We start from the raw sequence: 13926 nt of genomic DNA on the forward strand, positions 1-13926 counted from the left end.
CTGGCTCGTAGAGCTGGCCGACCGACGAGTAGATGCCCAGCTGGCGGAACATGCCTTCCATACCGAAGGTACGGGCTTCGTCCGGGATGATCGGGACGATGCGCTGGCCGATTTCCTTGTCCTTGACCAGCTGCGCGAGGATACGCACGAAGGCCATGGTGGTGGAGATTTCGCGGTCGCCCGAACCGTCCAGGATCGCCTTCAGGGTTTCCAGTGGCGGGGTCGGCACGCTGAAGCTCTGGGCACGGCGCTGAGGCACGAAACCACCCAGTGCGGCGCGGCGCTCGGCCAGGTACTTGGCTTCGGCAGAACCTTCTTCTGGCTTGAAGAACGGCAGGTTCTCAAGCTCGGCATCCTTGACCGGGATGTCGAAGCGGTCACGGAAGTGACGCAGGCTGTCGACGTCGACCTTCTTGGTGTTGTGCGCGGTGTTCTTGGCTTCGCCAGCACCGGTACCGTAACCCTTGATGGTCTTGGCCAGGATGACGGTCGGCTGCTCTTTGTGGTTGACCGCCTGGTGGTAGGCCGCATAGACCTTGTACGGGTCGTGGCCGCCACGGTTGAGCTTCCAGATCTCGTCGTCGGACAGGTCTTCGACCATGGCCTTGAGCTCTGGGGTGTTGAAGAAGTGCTCACGCACGTAGGCGCCGTCTTTGGCCTTGTAGTTCTGGTACTCGCCGTCGATGACTTCGTCCATGCGACGCTGCAGGGCACCGTTGGTGTCCTTGGCGAACAGTGGGTCCCAGAAGCGGCCCCAGACGACCTTGTTGACGTTCCAGCCACCGCCACGGAACACGCCTTCGAGTTCCTGGATGATCTTGCCGTTGCCGCGAACGGGGCCGTCGAGGCGCTGCAGGTTGCAGTTGATGACGAAGATCAGGTTGTCCAGCTTCTCGCGGCCAGCCAGGGCGATCGCGCCCAGGGATTCCGGCTCGTCGCACTCGCCGTCGCCCATGAAGCACCAGACCTTCTGCTTGCCGGCCGGGATGAAGCCACGGGCTTCCAGGTACTTCATGAAGCGCGCCTGGTAGATCGCCTGGATTGGGCCCAGACCCATGGAAACGGTCGGGAACTGCCAGAAGTCAGGCATCAGCCATGGGTGCGGGTACGAAGACAGGCCTTTGCCGTCCACTTCCTGACGGAAGTTGTTCATCTGGTCTTCGTTGATGCGCCCTTCCATGAAGGCACGGGCGTAGACGCCTGGCGAAGCGTGGCCCTGGAAGAAGATCAGGTCGCCACCGTGTTCTTCGGTAGGGGCCTGGAAGAAGTAGTTGAAGCCGATGTCGTACAGGGTGGCGCTGGAGGCGAAGCTGGAGATGTGGCCGCCCAGGTCCGAATCCTTCAGGTTGGTGCGCATCACCATGGCCAGCGCGTTCCAACGCACCATCGAGCGAATGCGGCGTTCCATGAACAGGTCGCCAGGCATGCGTGCTTCGTGGGTGACAGGGATGGTGTTGCGGTATGGCGTGGTGATTGCGTATGGCAGCTGGGAGCCACTGCGGGTGGCCAGCTCGCCCATGCGGGTCATCAGGTAATGAGCGCGGTCTTCGCCTTCTTTGTCGAGGACCGACTCCAGGGCATCCAGCCATTCCTGGGTTTCGATTGGATCGAGGTCTTGCATGGCTTGCTCCAGGGCGGAAAGGCCACCAGAATCGGGGGCCTGAGTTTGCGACTGGCCTTATGGGCAGACGTCGTGAATTCTTGGATTGCCGGAGTGTGCACCGGCGGCGTGTAGTTTTACTACATTTGCTTTCGCATTTCATGCTTTTGCACGGTCGGGGTAGTAGTAAAACTACACAAATGCGACGTTTGGTCGCACCTTGGCTTGTGAGGAAAAACGTTCATGTTGGTTGGCTTTGTGTCGCGAACGGGTGATTCTTGATGTTTATTGCCAATGATTCGTTTTTTTCAGCTATTTCCAACTTTTGTACGACAGTCCAACCGTGGTCCAGCCTCCCCGTGGCCGCATTTACCCCTCTCTTTCACGCCGATCAAGGATAGACCATGCGCCTGCCTTTGCCGCTCGAACTGCCTGCCACCCTGCAACCGCTGGTCGCGCGCAACCAGCAGTTTCTGCTCGATGCCCTGGCTGGCCATCCTGAGCTTGACCTGAACAGCTGGAGCGCGGCGCAACGCCTGCAATTCGACCAGGTGGCGGCGGCCAGCGACTTCGTCCTCGGCCTGGCCCAGCGCGAGCCGGCGCTGCTGTTCGCGCTGCTGGCCAGCGGCGAGCTGGAGCGGCGTTATGCTGCGGGCGAGCTGCGCGGGCACGTCGCCGCCGCAGCCCAGGCGGCGCAGAGTGAAGAGGAGCTGGCGCGCAACCTGCGCCGCGAGCGCAACCGCCAGCAACTGCGCATCATCTGGCGCGACATCACCCGCCAGGCCGAACTCGGCGAAACCTGCCGCGACCTGTCCGACCTTGCCGATTCGGCCATCGACGAAGCCTATCAATGGCTGTACCCGCGCCATTGCCAGCAGTTCGGCACGCCGATCGGCAACCGCAGCGGCCAGCCGCAGCACATGGTGGTGCTGGGCATGGGCAAGCTGGGGGCGGTGGAGCTGAACCTGTCGTCGGACATCGACCTGATCTTCGCCTTCCCCGAAGGCGGCGAGACCGAAGGGGTCAAGCGCTCGCTGGACAACCAGGAGTTCTTCACCCGCCTGGGCCAGCGCCTGATCAAGGCGCTCGACCCGGTCACCGTCGACGGCTTCGTGTTCCGCGTCGACATGCGCTTGCGCCCCTATGGCTCGGCCGGTGCCCTGGTGCTCAGCTTCAATGCCCTGGAGCAGTACTACCAGGACCAGGGCCGCGACTGGGAACGCTACGCGATGATCAAGGCGCGGGTGGTGGCTGGCGACCAGGCCGCCGGCGCCCAGCTGCAGGAGATGCTGCGCCCGTTCGTCTACCGCCGCTACCTGGACTTCTCGGCCATCGAAGCGCTGCGCACCATGAAGCAGCTGATCCAGCAGGAAGTGCGGCGCAAGGGCATGGCCGACAACATCAAGCTCGGTGCCGGCGGCATCCGCGAGGTGGAGTTCATCGCCCAGGCCTTCCAGTTGATCCACGGCGGGCGCGACCTGAGCCTGCAGCAGCGGCCGCTGCTCAAGGTGCTGGCCACTTTGGAGGGCCAGGGCTACCTGCCGACGGCGGTGGTGCTGGAGCTGCGCGAGGGCTATGAGTTTCTGCGTTATACCGAGCATGCCATCCAGGCCATCGCCGACCGCCAGACGCAGATGCTGCCGGACAGCGACCTCGACCGTGCGCGGGTGGCCTACATGCTCGGCTATGCCGACTGGGACAGCTTCCATCAGCACCTGATGCACTGGCGTGGCCGGGTCGACTGGCACTTCCGCCAGGTGATCGCCGACCCGGATGACGAAGACGGCGAGGGCGAGCTGGTGGTCGGCGGCGAGTGGTCGCCGCTGTGGGAGCAGGCACAAGACGAAGAAGCCGCCTGCCGGCAGTTGCAGGAGGCCGGCTTCGAGCAACCGGCCGAAGCCCTGCGGCGCCTGACCGGGCTGCGCGCCAGCCCGCAGTTGCGCTCGATGCAGCGCATTGGCCGCGAACGCCTGGATGCCTTCATCCCGCGCCTGCTGGCCCAGGCCGTGGAGCACGACAACCCGGACCTGGTGCTGGAGCGCGTTTTGCCGCTGGTCGAGGCCGTGGCGCGGCGCTCTGCCTACCTGGTGCTGCTCACCGAAAACCCGAGCGCGCTGCGCCGGCTGCTGACCTTGTGCGCCGCCAGCCCCTGGATCGCCGAGCAGATCGCCCGCTACCCGCTGCTGCTCGATGAGCTGCTCAACGAAGGCCGGCTGTTCAGCCCGCCGATGGCGCCGGAGCTGGCGGCCGAGTTGCGCGAGCGGCTGACGCGCATCCCCGAGGACGACCTCGAGCAGCAGATGGAAGCGCTGCGCCACTTCAAGCTGGCCCACAGCCTGCGCGTGGCCGCCTCGGAAATCAGCGGCAACCTGCGCCTGATGAAGGTCAGCGACTACCTCACCTGGCTGGCCGAGGCCATCCTCGACCAGGTGCTGGCACTGGCCTGGCGCCAGACCGTGGCCCGCCACGGCCAGCCCAAGCGCAGCGACGGCAGCCTGTGCGACCCGGGCTTCATCATCATTGGCTACGGCAAGGTCGGTGGCCTGGAGCTTGGCCACGGCTCGGACCTGGACCTGGTGTTCATCCACGATGGCGACCCGCAGGCCGAAACCGACGGCGCCAAGCCGATCGACAGCGCGCAGTTCTACACCCGCCTGGGCCAGCGCATCATCCACCTGCTGACCACCCAGACCAACTCCGGCCAGCTGTACGACGTCGACATGCGCCTGCGCCCGTCCGGCGCCTCGGGGTTGCTGGTCAGTTCGCTGGGCGCGTTCGAGCGCTACCAGCAGAACGAAGCCTGGACCTGGGAGCACCAGGCGCTGGTGCGGGCCCGCGTGCTGGTGGGCTGCAAGCAGTTGACCACGGCATTCAAGAGCGTGCGCGCCAAGGTGCTGGGGCAGCCGCGCGACCTCGACAAGCTGCGCGTGGAAGTCAGCGAGATGCGCGCCAAGATGCGCGACAACCTGGGCACCAAGGCGACGGCCGCAGGCACTGCCAGCAATGCGTTCGACCACGGCATGGCGTTCGATATCAAGCAGGACGCCGGCGGTATCGTCGATATCGAATTTATGGTGCAATACGCCGCTCTGGCCTGGTCCCACGACCATCCGGCCATTCTCCGATGGACCGATAACATCCGCATTCTGGAAGAGCTGGAGCAGGCGCAGTTGATGCCGGCCAGCGATGCGATCCTGCTGCGCGAGGTGTACAAGGCGTTTCGTTCGGCTTCGCACCGCCAGGCCCTGCAGAAGCAGGCCGGGGTGATCGACGCGACGCAGTTTGCCGATGAACGCCGCGAAGTGCGGCGGATCTGGGGGCAGTTGGGGTTGACTTGAAGCCCAATCGCCGGCAAGCCGGCTCCCACAGCCATGGCGGCTTGAAAGCTGCGGGGGCCCTGTGGGAGCCGGCTTGCCGGCGATTAGCGGCACAACCGACCCTCGGTGGTACACTGTCCGCCACATAGCCTGAATATAAAGAGGGGAGGCCAGGCTGTAATGCAGCCTGCAGCCTCCCCGAGCGTTTCTGGACTAAGCATGAGAATACTGATCATTGGCCCCAGCTGGGTCGGCGACATGGTGATGGCGCAGACCCTGTTCCAGTGCCTGAAACAGCAGCACCCCGACTGCGTGATCGACGTCCTGGCCCCCGAGTGGAGCCGGCCGATCCTCGAACGCATGCCCGAGGTGCGCCAGGCCTTGAGCTTCCCGCTCGGCCACGGCGCGCTGGAGCTGGCCACGCGCCGGCGCATCGGCAAGTCCTTGGCCGGCCAGTACGACCAGGCCATCCTTTTGCCCAACTCGCTGAAGTCGGCGCTGGTGCCGTTCTTCGCCGGCATCCCCAAGCGCACCGGCTGGCGCGGCGAAATGCGCTTTGGCCTGCTCAACGACGTGCGCAAGCTGGACAAGGCCCGCTACCCGCTGATGATCGAGCGCTTCATGGCGCTGGCCTACGCGCCCGGTGCCGAACTGGCGCAGCCCTATCCGCGGCCCAGCCTGCAGATCGAAGCCGCGAGCCGCGAGGCGGCCATGGCCAAGTTCGGCCTGGAGCTGGACCGCCCGGTGTTGGCATTGTGCCCCGGCGCCGAGTTTGGCGAGGCCAAGCGCTGGCCTTCCGAGCACTATGCCGCGGTGGCCGACGCGATGATTCGCCAGGGCTGGCAGGTGTGGCTGTTCGGCTCGAAGAACGATTACGCCGTCGGCGAGCAGATCCGCGGCCGGTTGATCCCGGGGTTCCGGGAGGAGTCCTACAACCTGGCGGGCGAAACCTCGCTGGCCGAGGCCATCGACCTGATGTCCTGCGCCGATGCCGTGGTGTCCAACGATTCGGGCCTGATGCACGTGGCCGCCGCGCTGAACCGCCCGCTGGTGGCGGTGTACGGCTCCACGTCGCCTGGCTTCACGCCACCGCTGGCAGAGCAGGTGGAGATCGTGCGCACCGGCATCGAATGCAGCCCGTGCTTCGACCGCACCTGCCGCTTCGGCCATTACAACTGCCTGCGCCTGCTGGAGCCGGGCAAAGTCATCGCTGCCCTGCACAGCCTGGGTGGGCCGAACCTGATCGATGCCGTGGCCGAGGTCGACTAAGTGCGGGTACTGATCATCAAGACCTCGTCGCTGGGTGATGTGATCCACACCCTGCCGGCGCTCACCGATGCCGCCCACGCGATCCCGGGCATCCGCTTCGACTGGGTGGTGGAAGAAGGCTTCGCCGAAATCCCCAGCTGGCATCCGGCGGTCGACCGGGTCATCCCGGTGGCCATCCGCCGCTGGCGCAAGAACCTCTGGCAGACCCTCAAGAGCGGCGAGTGGAAGGCCTTCAAGCAGCGCCTGCGCGAGCACAAGTATGACCTGGTGATCGACGCCCAGGGCCTGGTCAAGTCGGCCTGGCTGACCCGCTACGTCAAGGCCCCGGTGGCCGGCCTGGACCGCTTCTCGGCGCGTGAAGGCCTGGCCAGCCGCTTCTATGACCGGCGCCTGTCGGTCGCGGTCGGCCAGCATGCGGTGGAGCGTGTGCGCCAGCTGTTCGCCATGGCCCTGGCCTATGACCTGCCGGAAGGCATCGGCAACTACGGCCTGGACCTCGACCGCCTGCAACTGCCGCCGGCGGCACCCTACGTGGTGTTCCTGCACGGCACTACATGGGCGACCAAGCACTGGCCCGAAGCCTACTGGCGCGAGCTGGCCGAACGCCTGGGCCGGCGCAAGCTGCAAGTGCGCCTGCCTTGGGGCAACCCGGCGGAGAAGGCCCGTGCCGAGCGCATTGCCCAGGGCTTGAACAACTGCCAGGTACTGCCCAAGTTGAACCTTGCCGGCGTCGCCCGCGTGCTGGCGGCAGCCAAGGCCTGCGTGGCGGTGGACACCGGCCTTGGGCACCTGGCCGCGGCGCTGGATGTGCCGACCATTTCCCTGTTCGGCCCGACCAACCCGGGCCTGACCGGCGCCTATGGCCGCGTCCAGGTTCACCAGGCCAGCGACTTCCCCTGCGCGCCGTGCCTGCAGAAAAAGTGCACCTACAAACCGAGCGCCGACGACCTGCGCCGGTTCGATCTGAAACGCGAGTGGCCGCTGTGCTTCACTCGCCTGAATCCCGAGCATGTGGCGAGCCGCTTGAGCGCGCTGCTGCTGGCTGAGGATGTCCGTTGATGCAACTGGCTTTCGTGCTTTACAAGTATTTCCCCTTCGGCGGGCTGCAGCGCGACTTCATGCGCATTGCCCTGGAATGCCAGAAGCGGGGCCACCAGATCCGCGTCTACACGCTGATCTGGGAGGGTGATATTCCGCCGGGCTTCGAGGTGCTGGTAGCGCCGGTCAAGGCGCTGTTCAATCACCGGCGCAACGAGAAGCTCAGCGCCTGGATGGCTGCGGACCTGGCCAAGCGCCCGGTCGACCGCCTGGTGGGCTTCAACAAGATGCCGGGGCTGGACGTGTACTACGCCGCCGACGGCTGCTTCGAGGACAAGGCCCAGACCCTGCGTGGCGGCCTGTACCGGCGCTGGGGCCGCTACCGGCACTTTGCCGAGTACGAGCGGGCCGTGTTCGCCAAGGATGCGCACACCGAAGTGCTGATGATTTCCGAGGTGCAGCAGCCGCTGTTCATCAAGCATTACGGCACCCCGGTGGAGCGCTTCCACCTGCTGCCGCCAGGCATTTCCCAGGACCGCCGCGCACCGGCCAATGCCGCCGAGATCCGCGCCGAGTTTCGCCGGGAATTCAACCTGGGCGATGACGACCTGCTGCTGGTGCAGATCGGTTCGGGCTTCAAGACCAAGGGCGTGGACCGCAGCCTCAAGGCCCTGGCCGCGCTGCCCTCGGCGCTGCGCAAGCGCACCAGGCTGATGGTCATCGGCCAGGACGACCCCAAGGTGTTCCAGCTGCAAAGCGCCACCCTGGGCCTGGGCGACCAGGTGCAGTTCCTCAAGGGGCGCAGCGACATCCCGCGCTTCCTGCTCGGCGCCGACCTGCTGATTCACCCGGCCTACAACGAGAACACCGGCACGGTGCTGCTCGAAGCCCTGGTGGCCGGCCTGCCGGTGCTGGTGTCCAAGGTCTGCGGCTACGCCCATTACATCGCCGAGGCCGACTGCGGCCTGGTGCTCGACGAGCCGTTCGAGCAAGAGCAGCTCAACCGCTACCTGCAGCGCATGCTCGATGAGCCGCAAGCGCGCGCCGAGTGGTCGCGCAACGGCCTGGCCTTTGCCGAGACCGCTGACCTGTACAGCATGCCGCAGCATGCTGCCGACGTGATCCTGGGGCAGGAGACCGCATGAAGCTGATACTGGCCGAACCCTTCAAGCGCCTGTGGGCCGGGCGTGACGCCTTCGAGGCCGTGGAAGCGCTGCAAGGCGAGGTGTACCGCGAGCTGGAAGGGCGCCGCACGCTGCGTACCGAGGTCGATGGCGAGGGCTTTTTCGTCAAGATCCACCGCGGCATCGGCTGGGGCGAGATCTTCAAGAACCTGTTCACCGCCAAGCTGCCGGTGCTCGGCGCCGGCCAGGAATGGCAGGCCATCCAGCGCCTGCACGAGGTGGGTGTGCCGACCATGACCGCCGTTGCCTATGGCGAGCGCGGCAGCAACCCGGCGACCCAGCACTCGTTCATCGTCACCGAAGAGCTGGCGCCGACCATCAGCCTGGAAGACTTCAGCATCGACTGGGTCAAGCAGCCGCCCGAGCCACGCCTCAAGCGTGCGCTGATCGCCGAAGTGGCGAAGATGACCGGCGGCATGCACCGCGCCGGGGTCAACCACCGCGACTGCTACATCTGCCACTTCCTGCTGCACACCGACCGCCCGGTGACGGCGGACGACTTCAAGCTGTCGGTCATCGACCTGCACCGTGCCCAGACCCGCGCCACCATCAGCCGCCGCTGGCGCGACAAGGACCTGGCCGCGCTGTACTTCTCGGCGCTGGACATCGGCCTGACCCAGCGCGACAAGCTGCGCTTTCTGCGCGGGTACTTCCAGCGCCCGCTGCGCCAGGTGCTTGCCGAAGAGGCGGCGCTGATCGCCTGGCTCGAGCGCAAGGCGCAGAAACTCTACGACCGCAAGCAACGCTATGGGGATGCACTCTGATGGCGAGTTGGAACCTGGCGCCAGGCTATGAACACCTGGCGGCGGACTTCGGCAGCCTCGATGCGGTATTCGCCCTGCAGGGCGAACGCCTGACCCGTGACCCCATCAGCGAGGTCATCCGCATCGAGCGTGGCGGCGTCCACTATTACGTCAAGCGCTACACCGGCGCCGGCAAGCACATGCGCCGCTACCTGGGCCGGCCGCGGATCAAGGCCGAATGGCAGAACCTCAAGCAGTTCGCCAAGTGGGGCATCCCCACCGCCGAAGTGGTCGCCTGGGGCCTTGAGCGCAACGGCCTGGCGTTTGGCCGCGGGGCGATGATCACCCGCGAGCTGCCCAACACCGAAGACCTGTCGGCGCTGGCCGAGCGCAACGACCCGCGCCTGGCCGACCGCCACTGGGTCGACCACCTCAGCCGCCAGTTGGCCCGGCACACCCGGGTGATGCACGAGCACCGCTTTGCCCACAACGACCTGAAATGGCGCAACCTGCTGGTCGACGACAAGGGCACGGTGTTCTTCATCGACTGCCCGACCGGCGACTTCTGGCGTGGCTTCATGTGGCGCCACCGCATGGTCAAGGACCTGGCGTGCCTGGACAAGGTCGCCAAATATCACCTGTCGGCGACCCAGCGCCTGCGTTTCTACCTGCAGTACCGTGGGCGCGAGCGCCTGAACCTGCGCGACAAACGGCGCATTCGTCAGGTACTGAGCTTCTTCGAGGGAAGGGAATGACCGATTACCTGGCCAGCGCGGACATCGCGCTGCTCAAGCGCCATGGCCTGAACGATTTCGAGGCGCTGTGGGCGCTGCAGCTCGACGCCGTGGATGAACCCAACACCGGCCGTGGCGGCTGGAGCAGCGTGTTTCGCCTGGAGCTCGAAGGCAAGGGCTACTACCTCAAGCGCCAGTGCAACTACCTGACCCGCACCCTGCACCGGCCCTTGGGCGAACCGACCTTCGCCCGCGAGTTTCGCAACATCAGCCGTTACCAGAAGCTGCAGATCCCGGCCTTGCAGGCGGTGTTCTACGGCGAGCGCAAGCAGGGCGGCGAGCACCGGGCGATGCTGATGACTCGCGCGCTCGACGACTGGAGCGACCTGGAAAGCCTGCTGGCGCAGTGGCCGCAACTGGCCGACGCCGAGCGCGGCGGCATCCTCCAGGCCACCGGCCAACTGGCGCGCACGCTGCACAGCGCAGGCCAGGTGCACGGCTGCTTCTACCCCAAGCACATCTTCCTGCGCCAGCGCCGTGACGGCTGGGACGCGCAACTGATCGACCTGGAAAAGACCCGGCCGCTGCTGTTCGGCAAGCGTGACCGGCTCAAGGACCTGGAGCCGCTGCTGCGCCGCGCCCGTGCCTGGAGCGAGGCGGACGTGCGCCAGCTGCTGGCCGCCTACCTGGCCAAGCCGGCCGACAGCGCCCTGGTCGGTACCTGGCTGCAAGGCCTGACGCAACGCCGTCGTGAAAAAGAGGCCCGCTGATGCGTTTGTCTGAATTGAAAGCCACCGGCCGCAACCCATCGCTGCCGCTGTCGGTGACCCTGGCCGATGCCGCTGGCAGCGCCGAGCTGCAGCTGCTGAGCCTGCTGCGGGTATTGCCCGGCCAGCGCTACGTGGGCGCCGGCGTGTGGCGTGGTACGCCGGTGCTGGCCAAGCTGCTGGTGGGCAATAGCGCCGCCCGGCATTTCCAGCGCGAGCTGGAGGGCGTGAAGCTGCTGGCCGAGCAAGGCCTGACCACGCCCAAGCTGTTGGCCGATGGCCTGAAGGAAGGCGAGGGCGGCTGGCTGCTGTTCGAGTACCTGGACGGTGCGCAAAGCCTGGCCGATGCCTGGGCCCAGGTGCAGAACCTGCCAGTGCTGGCCGACGAGCAGCACCTGGTGCTCGGTGAAGCGCTGACGGCCGTGGCGCAGATGCACGCCAAGGGCCTGTGGCAGGAAGACCTGCACCTGGACAACCTGCTGCGCCATGGCGGCCAGCTGTACCTGATCGACGGCGCCGGCATCAAGGCCGAAACGCCGGGCCAGCAGCTGTCGCGCTCGCGTGTGCTGGAAAACCTCGGGGTGTTCTTCGCCCAGTTGCCCAAGCGCCTGGAGCCCTTCATCGAAGAGTTGCTGGTGCATTACCTGCTGGCCAATGGCGAGCACGCCTTGCCCATGGAAGCGCTGCAGAAGCAGGTGGACAAGGTGCGCAACTGGCGCCTGAAGGACTACCTGGAAAAGGCCGGCCGCGAATGCACGCTGTTCAGCGTCGAGCGCAGCATGTCTGGCCTGCGGGCCATTCGCCGTGGCGAAGTGGAGGCCATGCTGCCGGTGCTGGAGCAGGCCGATGCGCTGATCGACCAGGGCCATTTGTACAAGACCGGCGGTGCGGCCAGCGTGGCACGCATCGAGGTGGGTGGCCGCACGCTGGTGCTCAAGCGCTACAACATCAAGAACACCGCCCACTGGTTCAAGCGCTTCTGGCGCCCGAGCCGCGCCTGGCATTCGTGGATCGAAGGCCACCGCCTGGAGTTCCTCGACATCGCCACGCCGCGCCCGCTGGCGGTGCTCGAGCAGCGGGTGATGGGCCTGCGCAGCCGGGCGTTTTTGGTTACCGAATTTGCCGATGGCCCGGACCTCACCGCGTGCTTCGCGCCGTTCGTGGAAAACGGCGATGCGCCTGAAGAGCAGGTCGATGCGCTGGTGCACCTGATGCAGCAGCTGATTCGCGAGCGCATCAGCCATGGCGACTTCAAGGGGCATAACCTGTTCTGGCAGAACGGCCAGTGGTCGCTGATCGACCTCGATGCCATGTGCCAGCACGCCACCCAGCTCAGCTTCGCCCCGGCCTATGCCCGTGACCGTGCGCGGCTGCTGCGCAATTGGCCAAGTGGCAGTGCCTTGCACCAGCGGCTTGACCGATTGCTCCCGAAGCTGGACTGACGCAACACACCCCCGCCTTTGTGGGAGCCGGCTTGCCGGCGATGAGGCCAGTGCGGGCAGGCTTGGATAGCCTGTTCTGGCCCTATCGCCGGCAAGCCGGCTCCCACAGGAGTTGCTGGCAGTGCCTTGCACCAGCGGCTTGACCGATTGCTCCCGAAGCTCGACTGACGCAACACGCCTCAGCCTTTGTGGGAGCCGGCTTGCCGGCGATGAGGCCAGTGCGGGCAGGCTTGGGTAGCCTGTTCTGGCCCTATCGCCGGCAAGCCGGCTCCCACAGGAACTGCTAGGCAGTGCCTTGCACCAGCGGCTTGACCTGTTGCTCCCGAAGCTCGACTGACGCAACACGCCTCAGCCTTTGTGGGAGCCGGCTTGCCGGCGATGAGGCCAGTGCGGGCAGGCTTGGGTAGCCTGTTCTGGCCCTATCGCCGGCAAGCCGGCTCCCACAAGAACTGCTGCACAGTTACTGATCAGCCTCAACGGCGCCAGAACAGTGCCCGCGCGCTGAGCAGCGCGGGTATGCCGAGCCCGACCCAGGACAATACATCCCAGCCGCCGTCGCCGAGCAGCGCGGCGAACAGGCCGCCGGCGCCCAGCAAGGCGATCAGCAGCGGCCAGGTGAACAGCCGCCAGGTGGATTGCGATCGGTGGCTCATGGGCGTGCTCCCTTGCCTTTGCGCTGCTTGCCCCACCACAGGTACAGGCCGCTGATGAGCACGACGATGGTCAGCACATCGAGCACGGCCCAGAGGACCTGCATCGGCCGCCCGCCGTAGTCGCCAAAGTGCAGCGGCTGCGACAGGCCCATGGCGTCCATGTACCAGGGGCGCTCGCCGACTGCCGTGACCTCCAGCGTGCGGGCGTCGATCAGCACCGGGGTCCACAGGTGCGAGGTCAGGTGCGTGGCGCCTTTCATGAACACGGCGTAGTGGTGTTCGCTGGAGAAGCGGGTACCGGGGAAGGCGATGAAGTCCGGGCGCATGCCCGGGGCGGCCCGCTCGGCGATGGCCAGCAGCTCGCTGGCTGGAGCGCGTTCGGTCAGCGGCGGCGCATCGCGGTACGGGGCGACCATGGCGGCCAGGCTGTCGTTGCGCCAGGCGGCGATGACCAGGTCGGAGAGCGCGCTGATCACCCCGGTGACCCCCACAGTCAAGGCCCAGGCCAGGGTGACCACGCCAATCAGGTTGTGCAGGTCGAGCCAGCGCAGGCGGCGCGACTTGTCGTGGCGCACCGTGGCGAACTCCAGGCGGCGCATGAACGGTGCGTAAAGCACCGTGCCAGAGACGATCGCGACGACGAACAGCACGCCCATGAAGGCCAGCAGCAGCTTGCCCGGCAGGCCGGCGAATATGTCCACGTGCAGGCGCAGCATGATCATCATGAAGCCGCCGTTGGCGGCCGGCATGGCCACGGCCTCGCCGGTACGGGCGTCGAGCATGAAGTTGTGCGACGAATTGGGTTCGGTGCCGGCGGTGGCGGCCGTGATCGCCATCACGCCATTGGGCTCGTCTTCGTCGAAGCCGAAGTACTGCATCACCTCGCCAGGGCGGTGCTGCTCGGCCTTGAGCACCAGTTGCTGCATGTCCAGGTGCGGGGTGCCGGGCGGCAGCTCGCGCAACTCGGCGGCATCGCCGAGCAGGTGTTCAAGCTCGTGGTGGAAGATCAGCGGCAGGCCGGTGAGGGCTAGCAACAGCAGGAACACCGTGCAAACCAGGCTGCTCCAGGTATGGATCACGGACCAGCGGCGGATGGTTGGGCTTTTCATTACATTTTATTTCTCGACGTTCAGAAAGACCAAAGCCGCCCACGAGGGGGCGGCTTGGCCGGCGAGCTCA

General features: G+C 66.2%; 11 protein-coding genes. 8 read left to right on the top strand and 3 right to left on the bottom strand.

Annotated elements, in window-relative coordinates:
- The coding region (gene aceE / locus B3E94_RS20030) for a pyruvate dehydrogenase (acetyl-transferring), homodimeric type (RefSeq protein ID WP_286914865.1) at nucleotides 1–1621 on the bottom strand (1621 nt) is incomplete at its 3' end.
- 383 nt (nucleotides 1622–2004) lie between these two features.
- Between aceE and glnE the strand changes: the two genes are divergently transcribed.
- The 8 genes from glnE (at nucleotide 2005) to B3E94_RS20070 (ending at nucleotide 12094) form a co-directional block, all read left to right on the top strand.
- A complete protein-coding gene (gene glnE, locus B3E94_RS20035) occupies nucleotides 2005–4938 on the top strand; it encodes a bifunctional [glutamate--ammonia ligase]-adenylyl-L-tyrosine phosphorylase/[glutamate--ammonia-ligase] adenylyltransferase (protein WP_286914866.1) in 2934 nt (977 codons plus the stop codon).
- A gap of 198 nt (nucleotides 4939–5136) precedes the next feature.
- Nucleotides 5137–6186: a lipopolysaccharide heptosyltransferase II gene (gene waaF, locus B3E94_RS20040; RefSeq protein ID WP_286914867.1), complete on the top strand. Its 1050-nt coding sequence runs from the start codon at nucleotides 5137–5139 to the stop codon at nucleotides 6184–6186.
- Nucleotides 6187–7245: a lipopolysaccharide heptosyltransferase I gene (waaC, locus tag B3E94_RS20045; protein ID WP_286914869.1), complete on the top strand. Its 1059-nt coding sequence runs from the start codon at nucleotides 6187–6189 to the stop codon at nucleotides 7243–7245.
- Nucleotides 7245–8369: a glycosyltransferase family 4 protein gene (locus B3E94_RS20050; RefSeq protein ID WP_236236996.1), complete on the top strand. Its 1125-nt coding sequence runs from the start codon at nucleotides 7245–7247 to the stop codon at nucleotides 8367–8369. The genes waaC and B3E94_RS20050 overlap by 1 nt, the downstream gene beginning before the upstream one ends.
- Nucleotides 8366–9172 (top strand): lipopolysaccharide core heptose(I) kinase RfaP, encoded by an 807-nt coding sequence (gene rfaP / locus B3E94_RS20055; protein ID WP_236236995.1) that lies wholly within the window; start codon nucleotides 8366–8368, stop codon nucleotides 9170–9172. The genes B3E94_RS20050 and rfaP overlap by 4 nt, the downstream gene beginning before the upstream one ends.
- Nucleotides 9172–9906, top strand: coding sequence for a lipopolysaccharide kinase InaA family protein (locus B3E94_RS20060; protein WP_176516945.1), 735 nt, complete (start codon nucleotides 9172–9174; stop codon nucleotides 9904–9906). The genes rfaP and B3E94_RS20060 overlap by 1 nt, the downstream gene beginning before the upstream one ends.
- Complete coding sequence (locus tag B3E94_RS20065; protein WP_286914872.1) at nucleotides 9903–10655, top strand: lipopolysaccharide kinase InaA family protein; 753 nt, start codon at nucleotides 9903–9905, stop codon at nucleotides 10653–10655. Before B3E94_RS20060 ends, B3E94_RS20065 begins: the two co-directional genes overlap by 4 nt.
- Complete coding sequence (locus B3E94_RS20070) at nucleotides 10655–12094, top strand: lipopolysaccharide kinase InaA family protein (RefSeq protein WP_286914873.1); 1440 nt, start codon at nucleotides 10655–10657, stop codon at nucleotides 12092–12094. The genes B3E94_RS20065 and B3E94_RS20070 overlap by 1 nt, the downstream gene beginning before the upstream one ends.
- A gap of 473 nt (nucleotides 12095–12567) precedes the next feature.
- Here B3E94_RS20070 and B3E94_RS20075 read toward each other — a convergent pair whose 3' ends face one another.
- Nucleotides 12568–12747, bottom strand: a complete 180-nt coding sequence (locus B3E94_RS20075; protein WP_176516939.1) for a hypothetical protein — start codon at nucleotides 12745–12747, stop codon at nucleotides 12568–12570.
- Nucleotides 12744–13856 carry a PepSY-associated TM helix domain-containing protein gene (locus tag B3E94_RS20080; protein WP_286914874.1) on the bottom strand — a complete coding sequence of 371 codons (1113 nt, stop codon included), beginning with the start codon at nucleotides 13854–13856 and terminating at the stop codon, nucleotides 12744–12746. The genes B3E94_RS20075 and B3E94_RS20080 overlap by 4 nt, the downstream gene beginning before the upstream one ends.
- Nucleotides 13857–13926 lie beyond the last annotated feature (70 nt).

Source organism: Pseudomonas sp. UBA6315 (assembly GCF_002438125.1).
GTDB lineage: Bacteria > Pseudomonadota > Gammaproteobacteria > Pseudomonadales > Pseudomonadaceae > Aquipseudomonas > Aquipseudomonas faucium.